This window comes from Serratia sp. P2ACOL2 (genome assembly GCF_003691565.1).
In the GTDB taxonomy this organism is placed as follows: domain Bacteria; phylum Pseudomonadota; class Gammaproteobacteria; order Enterobacterales; family Enterobacteriaceae; genus Serratia; species Serratia liquefaciens.
Window position 1 is genome coordinate 1,432,515 of sequence record NZ_CP033162.1, and the last position, 16,925, is coordinate 1,449,439.

Below are 16,925 nucleotides of genomic sequence, written 5' to 3' on the forward strand. Positions count from 1 at the left end.
TCAGCGTTAGTATAAATTTTAAAAATCAATCCGTTATAGGTTTGGCTGGCTGCTACACTTTGTTCAGTCTGCTCCAGTGGGTAGTCTTATTCTGAAAAGGGCATCCAACGGGTATCTTAGGCTTGTATCGATAAGGTAATAGTATAAGAATCTTAGCCACATAAACATTTACAAGTATCATCGTTTGGTTATAAGGGCGTATTTATTTTGTTTTTTCTGTGATCTATCTATCGCTTAACAAACGAATACGGCCCCTAATTTACATCAAAGTGAGATTGGAACCCCCAATCAACCCATAGAGAACGATGACAGTGCACTGGTAGCTGAAAGCCAGGGGCGGTAGCGTGTCCAAATCATACGGCCCCGGTTTCGTAAGTATCTGGGAACAGGCTTAAGTCGGCTACGTTATAGTTATTAGATTGTGGATAAAAAAATGCAAAAGAGACTGAAGGCTGTGATCCCTGTAGCTGGCCTGGGAACCCGTATGTTGCCGGCGACAAAAGCTATTCCTAAAGAAATGCTGCCGGTGGTCGATAAACCACTGATTCAGTACATTGTGAATGAGTGTGTGGCCGCCGGGATCAAAGATATTGTGTTGGTCACCCACTCCTCCAAAAATGCGATCGAAAACCACTTCGATACCTCGTTTGAGCTTGAGGCGGTTTTGGAATCGCGCGTTAAGCGCCAGTTACTGGAAGAAGTACAGACTATCTGCCCGGCAGATGTGACGGTGATGCAAGTGCGTCAGGGTCAGGCTAAAGGTTTGGGGCACGCGGTGTTGTGCGCCAAACCTATGGTAGGTGATGAGCCTTTCGTCGTTTTGCTGCCTGACGTATTGCTGGATGATTCCACGGCAGATCTGCGTAAAGAAAACCTGGCCAAGATGATCGAACGTTTTACGGAGACTGGCTTTAGCCAGATCATGGTGGAACCGGTACCGGAGCAAGACGTCTCTAAATACGGGGTTGTCGATTGCGGTGGTGCAACCTTATCTGCAGGTGAGAGTACCCCGATGACGGCGGTCGTTGAAAAGCCAGCGCTTGAAGATGCGCCTTCTAATCTGGCGGTAGTGGGACGTTATGTTCTGTCTGCCGATATCTGGCCACTGCTGGAAAAAACCTTGCCGGGCGCCGGTGATGAAATTCAGCTTACCGATGCCATTGCGGCATTGATGGGGCAGGAAACCGTCGAGGCTTTTCACATGAGCGGCAAATCACACGACTGTGGTGATAAGTTGGGTTATATGAAGGCATTCGTGCAGTATGGTCTGCGTCACAGCTCGGAAGGCGAAGGCTTTACCCAATGGTTGAAGCAGACGTTGAACAGCAAGTAAGAGTTACGGCTAAAATACGATCACAAGATCGATAGAGGATTATCATGACTAAGTTGAAAGCTGTCATTCCTGTTGCAGGTCTGGGTATGCGTATGCTGCCTGCAACCAAGGCTATTCCGAAGGAAATGTTGCCAATCGTTGATAAGCCGTTGATTCAATACATTGTCAATGAGTGCGTCGCTGCCGGGATTAAAGAGATCATCTTGGTGACGCATTCATCAAAAAATGCGATAGAAAACCATTTCGATACCTCGTTCGAATTGGAAGCGATGCTCGAAGCGCGCGTAAAGCGCCAGTTGCTGGATGAGGTGCAGTCTATTTGCCCTAAAGGGGTAACCCTGATGCATATTCGTCAGGGGCAGCCTAAAGGTTTAGGGCATGCTGTACTGTGTGCCAAACCTCTGGTAGGGGATTCACCTTTTGTGGTTCTGTTACCGGATGTCTTGCTTGACGATGCGAAAGCCGATCTGAAGAAAGACAACTTACCGCATATGATTGCTCGCTTTGAACAAACGGGCTTGAGTCAGGTGCTGGTACAGGCTGCTGATGAACATGTCCTGCATGATTACTCCGTTGTGGAATGTGAAACCAACAGTTTGCAACCCGGTGAGAGTTCGAGGATGACCTCTATTATCGAGAAACCGGGCCGTGAGGTTCAGTTGAAATCGAATTATTCTGCAGTAGGGCGCTACGTTTTGTCCGCGGATATCTGGCCACTGTTGGAGAAAACAGAGCCAGGCGCTTGGGGAAGAATTCAGCTCACAGATGCCATTGCTGAACTGTTAAAACACAAGCCGGTCGAGGCGATGGAGTTGGTGGGTGAGTCGTTTAACTGTGGCGAAAAAATGGGCTATCTGAGAGCGTTTGTCACTTACGGCTTACGCCATCCTACCCAAGGCAAAGCGTTTCGCGAATGGGCTGAAACGCTGAAGTTGTGATATCCCTCAAATCTTGGGCGGCTGGCATAAACATGTCTTGTTTATTACGTTAGCCGCCTCATTTCACATAAATGTTTTTATATTAGTATCTGATAGCTTGTGGAATAATGCGGCGTTCAAGTGATAGGTCGCAACGATTGTGCAACAAAACCCACTGTGTGCTGTAATTCAGTGGATTTAATAGCTATTGGCACTATGATAAGGCTATTTTTCAGCAGCAAGGCCACACTTTTGTAATAAGCCATACTAACTCTTTTAACTTCAACAATGGCTTAACGGTCCGATATTTCAGCTATCTTTGAAGAGCGCCTGCCTTGGCGTAGATACCTCAATCCAGGTCAGTAACAATGCAGTTTGGTAAGGTTACAATATGCAGCCAAGGTAGGCTAGCTTGGTAGCTTTGCGGATACATTTACTTTGAAAGTGATGATAACTCGATGGCAAAACGACAATTGAAAATGATATCGGTATTGGTATCAATAAGTATAATCAGTGGCTGTACGGTCCTCCCAGGGCAACATTTGAATACTACTGGGAAAAGCGTAGTAAAACAGGAGGATAGTGACTTCGATATTGACGATCTCGTGAATGTTTATCCTGTGACGCCAAAATTAATTCAGAAATTGCGCCCTGCAAAGGTAGTTGCGCAACCTAATTCCCTGCTGGAAGCCTCATTGCGTACTTATGAGTACCGAATCGGGGTTGGTGACGTCTTAAACGTAACTGTTTGGGATCACCCTGAACTAACGACTCCAGCTGGCCAGTACCGTAGCGCTAGTGATACCGGTAACTGGGTGCAATCTGACGGCACAATCTTCTATCCTTATATTGGCAAGGTGAAGGTTACGGGTAAAACCGCGAGTCAGGTACGCGCGGAAATTTCAAATCGATTGGCACAATATATTGAAAGCCCACAGGTTGACGTCAATATTGCAGCTTTCCGTTCTCAAAAAACATACGTCACTGGCGAAGTTAAAACGTCTGGACAGCAGCCTATCACGAACGTTCCTCTCACGGTGCTTGATGCAATCAATGCTGCGGGGGGACTTAGCGATAATGCCGATTGGAGAAACATAGTACTAACCCATAACGGTCAGGAGCAGCGTTTGTCACTGCAGAAACTGATGCAAAATGGCGATTTGACTCAGAACCGACTGCTGTATCCGGGCGACATCCTTTATGTACCGCGCAATGACGATCTCAAGGTGTTCGTTATGGGTGAAGTCAAAGCACCGGCGACGCTGAAAATGGATAGAAGCGGAATGACCCTGACCGAGGCGCTGGGGAATAGTGAAGGGATTAGTCAAACGGCAGCAGATGCTACGGGGGTATTCGTTATCCGTCCTCTCCATGGCACCCAAGGAAATAAGCTGGCCGATATATACCAGCTTAACATGGCGGATGCCACTGCAATGGTGATGGGGGCTGAGTTCCAATTGCAGCCTTATGATGTTGTTTATGTGACGGCTGCTCCAATCGTACGCTGGAACCGTTTGATCAGTCAGTTGGCACCGACAATCTCCAGCTTTAATGACCTCACTGAAGGTACATTGCGTATTCGTAATTGGCCATAGGAATGAATGATGTTTGATTCAATATTGGTTGTTTGCGTTGGCAATATTTGCCGTTCCCCCACCGGGGAACGGCTTTTGCAGCAATTGGTTCCGGGCAAAAAAATATCATCTGCCGGTGTTGGTGCCCTCATTGGTAAACCTGCGGATGCTATGGCAATTGAGGTAGCAGAAGAACATCAATTGTCACTATATGGGCATATTGCAAAGCAACTGACCAAAGAGATGTGTAGAGAGTATTCGCTTATTTTAGTTATGGAAAAAGGTCACATCGACGCTGTATGTCGTTTAGCCCCTGAGGTTAGAGGAAAAACGATGCTTTTTGCCCATTGGCTTGGGCAGCGGGAAATACCAGATCCCTATGGAAAGAGTCATGAGGCTTTTGAATTCGTATACCGCTTACTTGCCGAGGGCGCTGAGAAATGGGCGCAGGCGTTAAATCGTTAACCAGAGATTACAATGACTGAAACTACAAAGATGAATACTGCAGCAGGCAGTAGTAATGATGAGATCGATTTAGGGCGATTATTAGGAACACTGTTAGACCATCGCTGGCTCATTATTGGCGTAACGGCACTTTTTGCTGTGGTGGGGATCGTATACTCGCTTTTCGCCACCCCTGTATACCAATCAGATGCATTAGTCCAGGTAGAACAAAATGTTGGAAACTCACTGCTAAATAATTTGTCGGATATGATGCCGTCTAGCCAACCAGGTTCTTCTACTGAGATTGAACTGATTCAGTCCAGAATGGTTACAGGAAAGACGATTGATGATCTAAATTTAGATACTGTCGTTGAGCAAAAGTATTTTCCCGTATTCGGTCGTGGTTGGGCTCGTTTGAAGGGGGAAGTGCCAGGCGAAATTGCGTTATCTCGCCTCAACGTACCAGCGTCCTGGGAGAATATCCCATTGGATCTAACCGTTATCGATGATAAAAATTATACTTTGAGCAATGACGGCACTGAAATTCTGAAAGGGAAGGTAGGTGAAGTCACTAGTGGCAATGGTATTTCATTGTTAATTAGTGATCTCGTTGCTAAACCTGGTACAGAATTTCTAATCGTAAAACAACCAAAACTGATAACTATTAACAATTTATTGGAGTCACTGACGGTACAGGATAAGGGCAAAGATACAGGTGTATTGGCACTAAGCCTGATTGGCGAGAACCCGACGCTGGTGCGTAAAACTCTGGATAGTATTACTAGAAACTATTTGTTACAAAACGTAGAGCGTAAATCTGAAGAAGCGGCCAAAAGCCTCAACTTCTTGAAAGAGCAGCTTCCGGAAGTACGGGCAGCTCTAGATATTGCAGAAGATAAACTAAACCGCTTCAGACAGCAAAATGACTCGGTAGATCTTTCGCTCGAAGCTAAATCAGTGTTAGATACGATAGTTTCTGTTGAATCACAACTGAATGAATTAACTTTCCGTGAAGCAGAAATTTCAAAATTGTATACCCGTGAACACCCGGCTTACCGCGCTTTAATGGAAAAAAGAGCTACACTTGAACAAGAAAAAGGGAAGCTAAATAAACGTGTCAGCGGTATGCCAAAGACACAGCAAGAAATTATTCGTTTGACTCGAGATGTAGACGCTGGCAAAGAAATCTACATGCAACTATTAAATAAGCAGCAAGAGTTAAGCATTACTAAGGCCAGCACCGTTGGTAATGTACGTATTGTTGATCCTGCTGTTACTCAGCCAAATCCCGTAAAACCGCGAAAAACACTTATAGTACTTCTAGCGACTTTCCTGGGAGGAATGCTTTCTGTAGCAATCGTATTGTTGAAGACGATGTTACATAAAGGAATCGAGACCCCTGAACAGCTGGAACAAGACGGTATTAATGTATATGCAAGCATACCGCTCTCCGAATGGCAGCAGAAAAAAGACAGAGAAACATTATTGTCTTCCAAGCGTAAATCGAATACCCGTTCCAATAGTCTTTTAGCTGTAGGTAACCCTGCTGATTTAGCGATTGAGGCAATTCGGAGTTTACGAACGAGCTTACATTTTGCCATGCTTGAGTCAAAAAATAATGTTTTGATGATCTCTGGTGCAAGCCCAAATATTGGTAAAACTTTCGTCAGTATAAATTTGGCGGCGGTAATCGCACAGGCAGGGCAACGGGTACTTGTGATTGATGCAGATATGCGTAAAGGTTATTCACATACTTTACTTGGAGTAGGTTGGCAAAACGGTTTGTCTGATATTTTATCTCAACAAACAACGTTCGAGAATGCGATCAGGAAAACTGAAATTGAAGGGATGGACTTTATTCCTCGCGGACAGATTCCTCCTAATCCATCAGAATTACTGATGAGAGCCCGCCTTAAAGAAATGATTGATTGGGCGAGTAAAAATTACGATATCGTACTGGTCGATACACCACCTATTTTGGCAGTAACGGATGCAGCTATTATTGGTCATCATGTTGGTACCGCTCTCATGATCGCACGTTTTAGTATGAATACAGTGAAAGAAATAGAAGTTAGTGTGCGTCGATTTGAGCAAAACGGAATCGATATTAAAGGCGTGATACTCAACGCTGTCGAAAAAAGGGCAAGCAGTTATTATGGTGGTTATGGTTATTATCAATATGAGTATCGTTCATCTGATAAAGCCTAAATAGATTATTTTACAACCAGCACTATAGTGCTGGTTGGTTTGTTTTAATTCATATCATATAAATTTTTGTCAGGATGCACTCATGAAATTACTTCTTGTGGGAAATCACACTTGTGGAAACCGTGGCGATGGGGCCATTTTAAGAGGCCTGGTTCAATCTATTGAACATGTGTTCCCTGACACATCAATCGATATTATTAGTCGCTATCCTGTCAGTTCTAGCTATTTGCTTGGTCGTCATATTAAAGATGATGAACTATATCGCTATCATTTTAAGAGTAAAGGTGGTTTGGTTGGAAAGATCAAGAAAGCAATGATTAATAGGCTGTTACCTCGTGTATTAGCATCTAAAGTAAACGGTAACGGCATTTTGAAATACTTCCCGATGCCTAAAGAATTCGAAACGCATATCAGAGTAATTTCGACATATGATGCAATTATTCAAGTAGGCGGTTCCTTTTTCGTTGATTTGTATGGTATCAACCAATTCGAGCATGCTCTTTGTGCATTACTTGCTAAAAAGCCAATTTATATGATTGGTCATAGTGTTGGCCCATTTGAAAATAATGTATTTAGGGGAATCGCGGAACTGGTGTTTTCTCGGGTCGAGATGTTAGTCCTTCGAGAGTCAATTAGTCTTGACTTAATGAAGAAAGGCAACATCCCAGTGGGACAGGTTATTCATGGAGTGGACACTGCCTGGTTAGTTGATAATAAATCTCAAATAGATGAAAGTAGTTATAACATCCAGCACTGGCTGAAGCTAATCTCGCAAAAGCCTACAGTCGCGATTACAATGCGTGAACTCGCACCTTTTGATAAGCGTTTAGGTGTAACTCAAGAGCAATACGAAATTGCATTTTCAAACTTGATTAAAAAATTGATTGCAACTGGTTTTCAAGTGCTTTGTGTTTCAACTTGCACTGGCATTGATAGCTATCATAAAGATGATCGAATGGTTGCTCAACAAGTCGCCAGTAGGGTAAATGATACAGGTTCATTTCATGTTGTTATGGATGAACTTAATGATGTTGAGCTGGGGCATATTCTTTCTTATTGTCAGCTTACAATAGGCACTCGCCTTCATTCTGCTATTATTTCTATGAACTTTGGCACTCCAGCAGTAGCTATTAACTATGAACATAAATCTGCAGGAATTATGCAACAGTTACAATTACCAGAATTGTCTGCAGATGTTGAATCGTTGATTAATGGCAGTTTGGTGATAAAAATCACCGCTATGCTGGATGAAATTGTACTTTTAAAAGAAAAGGTTGCTGTATCAATTGCTAATGAGCGAGATAAAGGGACTGAAATCACTAAAGAATTATTAAAAAGAATAGGTGGATAGTGTGACTGTGACTTTTTTTTTGGACCGTTTCCCTAATTATTCAGAAACATTTGTTATCCATCAAATAGTTGGGCTTATTGATAGAGGGCTTGATGTAAAAATAGTTTCGGTTTGGCCTGGCGACTATAGTAAAAAGCATGCTGTTGTTGAAGATTATGATTTGCTGAGTAGGACGCGATATTTATTGCCGGCAGAAGATGTTAGTGGTGAAAAAAAAATAAAAAAAAGATTTTTTAGTATACTGCATGATCTGAACAAAATACCAGTTCTAAGATGTTTGAATTTTTTTAAATACGGACGTCATTCCTTAAATTTGTTGCTTCCTTATATTTTATCAAAAAACTCGGACCAGATTGTATCCGATTGTTTTATTGCACATTTTGGAACTGTGGGTGTTCTTGCTAATAAATTGAGAGATCTTGGTTTATTACATGGTAAATTAGCCACCGTATTCCATGGCTTAGATGTATCTCATACGAAAACAATATCAGATTATAGAAAAGATTATAAGGATTTATTTGTAAAAGGTGAGCTTATATTACCCATTAGCGAGCTGTGGGCTGAAAAATTAGCAGGCATGGGGTGTGACAAAAGTAAAATTCATGTTTGCCGAATGGGAATTGATATTAATCAGTTCACATTTAAATTACGAAATAAAGTTAACTCTCCACTTGAAATAACGAGTGTATGCCGATTAATTGAGAAAAAAGGATTGGAATACGCTTTACATGCATGCGCAGAGTTAAAAAGGCGTGGTGTTGACTATCATTTTTCTATTGTAGGTACCGGACCATTAGAGGCGAGCTTAGTGCATTTAATTGATGAATTAGCATTGCAGGGGAGTGTCACTATGGAAGGTTTTAAGCCACAAGAAAAAGTTAGAGAAATGCTAGAAAGCTCGGATGTGTTTTTATTGCCATCAGTTACTGCTGCAAACGGAGATATGGAAGGTATACCCGTAGCCCTTATGGAGGCTATGTCAACGGGCTTGCCTGTTGTATCAACAAGGCACAGTGGAATTCCAGAATTAATTGAAGATAAAAAGTCAGGATGGTTGGCTGATGAAAAAAACTTCACTCAGCTAGCTGATATTATACAGGGAATTGCTCAAGGAACTGGAGCAGTATATAAAATAACATTAGAAGCAAGGAAAGTTATTGAGACTAAATTTAATCAAGAAATTTTGAATGATAAGTTAGTTGAGCTAATTAAGCATGGGTAGCGAAATAAAAAAACAGGCTATTTGGTTATTGGCAGGTACCGTGTTAGCTGCAGTTCTACAGTTAGTGCAGTTAGGAATTGTCGCTCGAGCTTTTGATGTAAAACAGTTAGGTATATTGGCAATTGTCAACGCAGTACTTATGGTAGCTATGGTTTTGCAAGATATGGGAATGAGTAGTTATCTTATCCATCGGCAGACCTTAGAAAGGAAAGAACAGAGTACAATATTTTGGGTTAATGTCTTTTTTGGGCTGGCTACAGGTGGGTTGATTACAATTATAGCCTACCCGCTATCATTGTTTTATAATATTAAAGAGTTAACGTACTTGCTTTTTTTGGTTAGTGCTAACTTTTTTATATTAGGGGCAATGTCACAATACCAGGCATGTTTTGTAAAAACAAAAAAATTGATTTTATTAGCTAAAATAGAAATGATAGCTAAAGTATTGTCATTTCTCGCTACTATCTTTCTTATACTCGCCATGCAATTTACAATCGCAGCTGTAATTATTGGACAGTTTTTAAATGCATTCTTTCGGCTGTTCCTAATGCTTTTGTTTAGTGATAAAAATTGGCATCCTACATTCCAATTCTGTGGCAAAACATTTAAGGCCGCCGTGAGTTACGGCGGTTATCAACTAGGCTCACAGACAATCAATCAGTTACGAACTCAAGCCGATTCATTTATCATTGGGAAATATTTAGGAGCTGAGTTTTTAGGTGTATATTCTTTGGCTAAAGAGTTAATACTTCAACCCCTTAAGTTATTGACACCAGTAATAAATAGATTGACACTGCCGCGATTTGCGGAGACACAGCACGCTGTAACAGAATTGCGTAATTTATTTATTCGGTCTGTATCTGTAATTGTGAATATCAGTGCTGCAGTATATTTACTCATCGGTTTGGGGGCTTACATCGGCGTCCGTTTGCTTTATGGCAATGAACATGAAGAGGTAGCTACTCTTATACCCTATATGCTCCTCCTTGGAGTATTAAGGCCTATGGGGGGCCTAACAGGCGCAATCTCTCAAGCGAATGGCAGTACTAAAAAAGAATTTATCTGGAATGTTTGGGCGAGTTTAATTGTCGTTTCTGTTGTCAGTCTGTCACTTATTGCCGGGAGTATTACACTTGTAGCAATGTCATTATCCGTTGCTCAAGTAATTATGAGCATTACTGTTTACCCATTATTTATAAAACCAGTCGTTGGTGTAAGTTTTAAAGAGTATTTGTTATCTTGGATCTATACTGCGGGATTCTGTATTATAGTTATTGTAGCAATAGACTATTTTAACTTAGGAATGATAATTTTCAATGGCATAACTTCATTGTTTGGTTGAAATCATGAAAATATTGATTGTTAATACTATATACTCACCATATAAAGTCGGGGGTGCTGAAGTCTCTGTACAGTTATTGGCTGAGGAATTAGTAAAGAAAGGCCATATGGTACGCGTTGTCACTTTACATGATGATAACATTAAAAAATCAGCCAGCATTAATGGGGTCGATGTTAGTTACTTACCTCTTAAGAATATATATTGGCCATTTGATAATGAGGCTGGTAAAAAAACAGCGTTTCAAAAAATAATTTGGCACTTAGTTGATAACTATAATCCACTGATGGCAAAATCTTTTGGAAGAGAACTAGATGATTTTCGACCAGATGTTGTGCACACTAATAATATTTGTGGTTTTTCTGTAGCTATTTGGAAAGAGGTTAAAAAAAGAAAAATAAAACTAATCCATACCTCACGGGATTATTATTTGCTGCATCCGAACTCAACTCTATATTCTGACAGTGGTAACATAGCAACAAGTTCATTACCTGTTAAGTTCTGGTCATTTATTAAGAGACTTGCTAGTAGTAATATTGATTCTTATGTCGGAATTAGTGATTTTATAAAAACTTTTCATATTGAAAATGGATTTTTCTCCGAGAGTGAAAATTATTTCATCTATAATGCTGTAAATAAACCAATATTTACAGGAAAAGAATCTAGCATCACTCGATTTGGTTTTATCGGTCGATTGACAAGGGATAAAGGGTTTGACGATTACTGTGCTTATGCGAAAAGAAATCCCGGATCTATATATTATGCGGCAGGTCGCTTTTCAAATGATACCGAAGGTAAAGAGTTGAAAAAAAAAGCCTCAGATAGCAATATAAAGTTGCTAGGCTTTGTAACAGTAGAGAGTTTTCTATCCCGAATTGATATTGCATTTTTGCCTGTGAAATGGCAAGAGCCTTTTGGTCGAGTAATTGTTGAATGTGTGCTGGCAAATAAAGTTGTTATGACAAATTCTGTTGGTGGTATCACCGAATTAAAAAATCTTTTACCTAATATTTATTTTATAGGTAAGGAAATAGCAGGAATTTCACCTAAGGAGATAGTTGAGGTAACCGAGAGGCAAATCGCCATGTTCAGCCAGGGTACGATCACCTCTAACTATTTAATGGTATATCGTCAACAATTTAATAATGAGGATGTACCAGAAGTGATGGAAAACACCTTGTGACAAATATAACTAGTATTGTTTTTATAAATTGGGGTGTTACATGGGTATTCTAATTTTAGAAGATTCAATATTATTCTTTGTTTTTTTATTTTTAGCTCTCATTTATTTTTATAAAACAGCAAAGAAAAATAAATTCAACATATATACTGTTTTGATTTTCTTAATTTATATAATTTGTTCATATTCTTCCTATAATATAATGGTGAAGCCTATCCATGACTTCAATATCGCAATCCCTCGGACTGCTATATACCATTTTAAAGTTGCAGGCCCTCTAGCCCCGATAGATGTTATTTTTTTGTTGATTTTTTCCTTTGTATGCTTCAAAAAAATCATCACGAGAAGTATGTTCACTTACCAAATAGTAAAAAGTACATCAATAATTACTAAATATATAACATTACAGGCATTATTACTGGGTGTTGTTTCCACCATGGGGTTTATTTCCTATATTCAAAGCGGTGGGCAAGGAGAAATAAACGATCAGATCATTTATTGTCGAGGGATTATTTATTTTTTAGTTTTAATATTTCTTTTCCAAAAGGCGTGTGAAAATCTAAAAGATTTCGATTTCTATAAACTGTTCACTATCTTTTGTATTATAGATGTACTTAACCTCATTTCAGGGTTTATCTCTAGTTTAATCTTCCACGATTATGTCTGGGAACGATACGGAATGAAAATAACGATCATTGACCAAGATAAGGCAACTACTTATTTTGTATTGTATGCGTTATTACTAACATCACTGCTATTCACTAAGCCTTTAAAATATAAATTAATATATATATGTTCTGCTCTGATTGGTCTGGTCATGTTTTCCAATATGTATAAATTTATTTTCTTGTTGGCATTTATTTATGTTGTATACGAATTCTTTGTTAATGCGTTTCGAGGAAAGATCGCTGTAGTTAAAATGTCATTTCTAACTGTTGGGTTGGTTGCGGCGTTATCCGCTGTATTAATGTTATCGAACAGTAAAGCAATGAACACTCGCTCTAGTCAGTTTGGGGATTATTGGGAATACACAGGTAGCAAATTTCCTGCTGTAGCAATAGGCATTGGGTACGGAGGGAAGTATTACTCCCCATCGGATACTGACGACCAAGGTGAGATAAAAGAAATCGATGTAGAAAACGGGACAGCAAACTATAGAAAAAGCGTACAGACACCGTTACTCACTCAAATAAAAAATGGTGGTCTTATCGGGTTCGGTATAACTATAGTTTTTGCACTGTTTGCTGGTTTATATATGACGAGAATGAACATGTCGCTACCAGTTAACGTCATTTATAATGCCATTTGTTTTAATATCATGTGGATAATGTGTGGTACTAGTGTTGTCTTACAACCCACCCCAATGATAATAGTAACATTTGCTAAGTTATTATTACTTTTTTATTTAATTAGAGAAAAGGTAAAAAAAGACTCTTTAACTTTGATGTAATATCTTATCTTTTAATTTTTTTAAAACGGGAGGAGTATGCTATATATCAATGGGCGTTTCTTGACTCAAGAAATGACAGGGGTGCAACGATTTGCTGAAGAAATATCACGCCAGCTAAATAAAATAAGAAAGGATGTAGTTATCTTGGCGCCTAAGGAGGTTTTAAATAAATCTATTCTCAATGAATTTAATATTGAAATAATTGGTGAAAAAAAAGGGCATTATTGGGAGCAAATAGAATTACCTAAATTTTTAAAGGGAAAGGACTCACCTCTATTACTTAATTTGTGTAGTACAGCACCTGCGTTTTATAAAAACCAGATTGTTACTCATCATGATGTTACTTATAAGCGTTACCCAGCAAGTTTCTCTAAGAAATTCAGATTGGTATACGGTGTTTTAATTCCCAGGATTCTAAAGAATAGTCGGCATTTATTAACAGTGAGTGAGTTTTCAAAAAACGAAATTCATAGTGTTTTTAAATACCCTAAAAACAATATATCTGTAATCTATAATGCAGTAAGTAATGCATTTCATAATTTAAATGAAGACTTCTCAGATACGCGAAACGAATACCTTCTTGCTGTCTCTTCACCTAATTTTCATAAAAATTTCCATGGAATGTTGTCTGCATTTGAAACGATCTCGAAGAAGTATGATATCTCTTTAAAGATAATAGGCAAAACAGCAGTAAGTTTCTCTAAGCAGGATTTTTCTAAGTTGCTTTCTCAGTCCGATAAAGTGGAGTTTATGGGCAGGGTTGATGATGAGGAATTGATCAAGCTTTATCAAAATGCATTAGCTTTTGTTTTCCCATCATTTTATGAAGGATTCGGTATTCCACCATTGGAAGCTCAGTCATGTGGTTGTCCTGTTATTTCATCGAATACTGCTTCTATGCCCGAAGTTTTAAAAAATAGTGTGATTTATTTTGACCCAAGTAATATTAAAGCTATTGAAAATGCGATGGAGAAAATTATTTCGGATCCGGAATTGCGAAAAGAACTGATAAAAAAAGGGAACGAAAATATAAAGCGTTTTTCTTGGAATACTTCAGCTCAAAGGATTAGTGATATAGTCGATTCATTTTTAAACGTTCAGGTCGAATATTAAATGAAAATTTTACATGCAGCGGAGACAATAAAGGGTGGGGTGGCAACTGTAGTTCGTCAAATTGTGACTGGCCAAATTCAGGATAATTCGAATGTAGTTAAGTGTATCGCCCCAAGTGAACAGTTGTCTGAATTATATTCCATTGCTGATGATAATATTCTTTCATTTTCACGGACTGGCCGTAACTTACGTTCTTTTTTAAATTTCTTTTTTTTGTTCATTAAAACCGTCTATAAATTTAATCCTGACTTAGTTCACCTTCATAGTACCTTTTCTGGCGTATTGGGTAGGATTGGCTTGATTATTCTATTGCCAGTACGTAGGCCTAAGGTGGTCTATTGTCCTCATGCATTTTCTTTTATGATGCGTGGCAATATTAAAAAAATGAAATTATTTGCATTACTGGAACGGTTGTTTTCTCCAGCAACGGATGCAATTATCTGTGTTAGTCAACATGAAAAAGATAGTGCTATAAAATTTGGTTTGCCAAAAAGAAAACTCAAAGTGGTTCACAATGGCGTACCAGACGTTATATTCAAACCAGGATTAGTCAGTCCGTATAAAAATGAAGCCGTTAACGTTTTATTTGTAGGTCGCTTTGACTATCAGAAGGGATTTGATATTTTACTTGACGCGATGAAGTTGCTTGAAGGAAAACCTATTTTTTTGACAGCCGTTGGCAGTGCTGTACATGGTGAAGAGCCGCCAAAAGAAAGACCTCAAATAGTATATACTGGTTGGCTGAGTACTGAGAGATTGGTCCCGTATTTTATGTATGCTGATGTATTGGTTATGCCTAGTCGCTGGGAAGGGTTTGCTATGGTGGCTTTAGAAGCTATGAGTCATGGTATACCAGTCTTAGCGAGTAATTGTAGTTCTTTTCCAGAGATGATTGAGCATGGTTATAATGGTTTACTTTTCGAATCTGAGGATATTGAAAGCCTGATTAGCTATCTTGAAAACACAGAAAAAGAAACTTGGAAAAAATTAGGTAAAAATGCCAATCGCGTATTTTTAGAAAAATACACAGCTATACAAATGATAGAGAAGACTAACAAAATATACGAAGATTTATTAATAGATTCTGATTGATGCTTTTTGTGTTTTCTATAAAATAATGAAGAGTGAAATCTATGGGGTTGTCATTGATTAAGCATGAAAAAATGAAGGGTAAGAGTATGCTTTAGCTTACTTTCAGTTATTGCAATTCTGTTATATTTTCCTTAGTCTAAGTGTTTATTTTACTTTGGTAAGGTTATTAACACATGGTCAAAAATCATTCGTTTCTGTATTTAAATTGTCAATGGTGTTAGTCTCGGGCGAAAATCATGAATAAAATAAATGGGTTTATGGCAAATTATGTCACTAAATTCTCTTTAGCACTTTCAGATGTATTTTTCTTTAATATTTCTATTTACCTTTCGTATTTGATTATCTACAAAGTGTTTGGTGGCTTGGATGAATTTGTTCCTCAAGACGAGTTTGCAATAAGAGCACTGGCACAATTTGTTTTATCATTACTTTGTGTTTTTTGGTTTTGGACAAGGTTAAGACATTATACCTATAGGAAACCATTTTGGTTTGAATTAAAAGAAATTGTCAGAACTCTTATTATTTTCGCGATTCTCGACTTGGCATTAGTCGCTTTCTCAAAATGGAATTTTTCGAGATACGTTTGGATGATCTCTTGGGCGCTAATTGTGATTTTGGTCCCTGTTGGGAGAACGCTAACGAAAAAAATTCTTAACAAACTGAATATTTGGAAAAAGCATACGATAATCATCGGGTCGGGTAAAAATGCTTTCGAGGCCTACGCGGCTCTTCAAAGCGAAGAGGTTCTAGGATTCGAAGTTGCGGCATTTGTATGTACCGATATTCCCTGTCATGAAAATAAATTTGGTATACCCGTTATCAACAATGAACAAGAGCTGTGGCAATGTTCTGATATTGAAAATACACAGTTCATCATAGCGCTTGAATTTGAACAACATGCACTGAGAGATTGGTGGTTGAAGAACCTTGCGAAGCATAATTGCCGTTCTGTTTCTGTCATTCCTACTTTACGTGGTGTGCCACTGTATGGTACCGACATGTCGTTTATATTCAGTCATGAAGTAATGATTTTACGCGTTAGCAATAATTTAGCTAAACGATCATCACGTTTTCTTAAAAGAACGTTTGATATTGCAGGTTCATTTTTTATCATGCTTGTATTAACCCCAGTTTTGTTATTTCTTGCTTATAAAGTTTCTAGAGATGGTGGAAAACCTATCTATGGTCATGAACGCATTGGTCGTGACGGAAAAAAATTCAAGTGTCTTAAATTTAGGTCAATGGTTACAAACTCACAAGAAGTACTCAGAGAACTTCTTGAGCGAGATCCGGAAGCTAAGAAAGAATGGGATAAGGATTTTAAACTCAAGAACGATCCACGAATAACTAAGATCGGCGCTTTTATTCGTAAAACGAGTTTAGATGAATTACCTCAGCTATGGAATGTATTTATAGGTGAAATGAGCCTAGTTGGCCCACGCCCGGTGGTTGAGGCGGAGCTAGAACGTTATGCAGGTGATGTTGATTATTATTTGATGGCAAAGCCTGGAATGACTGGACTTTGGCAGGTTAGCGGTCGTAATGATATTGATTACGACACCCGGGTTTATTTTGATGCGTGGTATGTTAAGAACTGGGCCCTCTGGAATGATATTGCCATTCTTTTTAAAACTATTGCGGTAGTATTAAAACGTGATGGTGCTTATTGATCCTTTCGTTTGTGATTTTATCCCTACATAAT

The 16,925-nt window shown here is 39.0% G+C and carries 13 protein-coding genes; all 13 read left to right on the plus strand.

The annotated features are described in order from the left end of the window. Window positions 1-433: 433 nt before the first annotated feature. The 13 genes from galU (at window position 434) to wbaP (ending at window position 16,893) form a co-directional block, all read left to right on the plus strand. Window positions 434-1,333, plus strand: coding sequence for a UTP--glucose-1-phosphate uridylyltransferase GalU (gene galU, locus EBA31_RS06860; RefSeq protein ID WP_122077906.1), 900 nt, complete (start codon window positions 434-436; stop codon window positions 1,331-1,333). 44 nt (window positions 1,334-1,377) lie between these two features. After that, window positions 1,378-2,271 (plus strand): sugar phosphate nucleotidyltransferase, encoded by an 894-nt coding sequence (locus EBA31_RS06865; protein WP_044549347.1) that lies wholly within the window; start codon window positions 1,378-1,380, stop codon window positions 2,269-2,271. Window positions 2,272-2,708: 437 nt separating this feature from the next. Continuing rightward, window positions 2,709-3,845, plus strand: a complete 1,137-nt coding sequence (locus tag EBA31_RS06870; RefSeq protein ID WP_122077908.1) for a polysaccharide export protein — start codon at window positions 2,709-2,711, stop codon at window positions 3,843-3,845. A gap of 9 nt (window positions 3,846-3,854) precedes the next feature. Further along, on the plus strand, window positions 3,855-4,289 hold the full coding sequence (locus tag EBA31_RS06875; RefSeq protein ID WP_122077910.1) for a protein tyrosine phosphatase: 435 nt from the start codon (window positions 3,855-3,857) through the stop codon (window positions 4,287-4,289). 12 nt (window positions 4,290-4,301) lie between these two features. After that, entirely contained in the window at window positions 4,302-6,476 is a 2,175-nt protein-coding gene (wzc, locus tag EBA31_RS06880) for a tyrosine-protein kinase Wzc (RefSeq protein ID WP_122077912.1), read from the plus strand. Window positions 6,477-6,558: 82 nt separating this feature from the next. Beyond that, a complete protein-coding gene (gene wcaK, locus EBA31_RS06885; protein WP_122077914.1) occupies window positions 6,559-7,827 on the plus strand; it encodes a colanic acid biosynthesis pyruvyl transferase WcaK in 1,269 nt (422 codons plus the stop codon). 7 nt (window positions 7,828-7,834) lie between these two features. Then, on the plus strand, window positions 7,835-9,049 hold the full coding sequence (locus EBA31_RS06890; protein WP_238387433.1) for a glycosyltransferase: 1,215 nt from the start codon (window positions 7,835-7,837) through the stop codon (window positions 9,047-9,049). Beyond that, window positions 9,042-10,391 (plus strand): oligosaccharide flippase family protein, encoded by a 1,350-nt coding sequence (locus tag EBA31_RS06895; protein ID WP_122077918.1) that lies wholly within the window; start codon window positions 9,042-9,044, stop codon window positions 10,389-10,391. Before EBA31_RS06890 ends, EBA31_RS06895 begins: the two co-directional genes overlap by 8 nt. 4 nt (window positions 10,392-10,395) lie before the next feature. Next, window positions 10,396-11,571: a glycosyltransferase family 4 protein gene (locus EBA31_RS06900; RefSeq protein ID WP_122080592.1), complete on the plus strand. Its 1,176-nt coding sequence runs from the start codon at window positions 10,396-10,398 to the stop codon at window positions 11,569-11,571. Window positions 11,572-11,611: 40 nt separating this feature from the next. Further along, window positions 11,612-13,018 (plus strand): hypothetical protein, encoded by a 1,407-nt coding sequence (locus EBA31_RS06905; protein ID WP_122077920.1) that lies wholly within the window; start codon window positions 11,612-11,614, stop codon window positions 13,016-13,018. Window positions 13,019-13,054: 36 nt separating this feature from the next. After that, complete coding sequence (locus tag EBA31_RS06910) at window positions 13,055-14,131, plus strand: glycosyltransferase family 1 protein (RefSeq protein ID WP_122077922.1); 1,077 nt, start codon at window positions 13,055-13,057, stop codon at window positions 14,129-14,131. Further along, window positions 14,132-15,223, plus strand: a complete 1,092-nt coding sequence (locus tag EBA31_RS06915) for a glycosyltransferase (protein WP_122077924.1) — start codon at window positions 14,132-14,134, stop codon at window positions 15,221-15,223. A 236-nt stretch (window positions 15,224-15,459) separates the two neighbouring features. Further along, entirely contained in the window at window positions 15,460-16,893 is a 1,434-nt protein-coding gene (gene wbaP / locus EBA31_RS06920) for an undecaprenyl-phosphate galactose phosphotransferase WbaP (protein ID WP_236591367.1), read from the plus strand. Window positions 16,894-16,925 lie beyond the last annotated feature (32 nt).

Excerpts from the sequence above, each read along its gene's own strand:
- wcaK (WP_122077914.1), top strand. The coding sequence starts at position 6,559 with ATGAAATTACTTCTTGTGGGAAATCACACTTGTGGAAACCGTGGCGAT.
- wzc (WP_122077912.1), top strand. The coding sequence starts at position 4,302 with ATGACTGAAACTACAAAGATGAATACTGCAGCAGGCAGTAGTAATGAT.
- EBA31_RS06900 (WP_122080592.1), top strand. The coding sequence starts at position 10,396 with ATGAAAATATTGATTGTTAATACTATATACTCACCATATAAAGTCGGG.
- EBA31_RS06875 (WP_122077910.1), top strand. The coding sequence starts at position 3,855 with ATGTTTGATTCAATATTGGTTGTTTGCGTTGGCAATATTTGCCGTTCC.
- EBA31_RS06895 (WP_122077918.1), top strand. The coding sequence starts at position 9,042 with ATGGGTAGCGAAATAAAAAAACAGGCTATTTGGTTATTGGCAGGTACC.
- EBA31_RS06870 (WP_122077908.1), top strand. The coding sequence starts at position 2,709 with ATGGCAAAACGACAATTGAAAATGATATCGGTATTGGTATCAATAAGT.
- EBA31_RS06910 (WP_122077922.1), top strand. The coding sequence starts at position 13,055 with ATGCTATATATCAATGGGCGTTTCTTGACTCAAGAAATGACAGGGGTG.
- EBA31_RS06865 (WP_044549347.1), top strand. The coding sequence starts at position 1,378 with ATGACTAAGTTGAAAGCTGTCATTCCTGTTGCAGGTCTGGGTATGCGT.
- wbaP (WP_236591367.1), top strand. The coding sequence starts at position 15,460 with ATGAATAAAATAAATGGGTTTATGGCAAATTATGTCACTAAATTCTCT.
- galU (WP_122077906.1), top strand. The coding sequence starts at position 434 with ATGCAAAAGAGACTGAAGGCTGTGATCCCTGTAGCTGGCCTGGGAACC.
- EBA31_RS06915 (WP_122077924.1), top strand. The coding sequence starts at position 14,132 with ATGAAAATTTTACATGCAGCGGAGACAATAAAGGGTGGGGTGGCAACT.
- EBA31_RS06905 (WP_122077920.1), top strand. The coding sequence starts at position 11,612 with ATGGGTATTCTAATTTTAGAAGATTCAATATTATTCTTTGTTTTTTTA.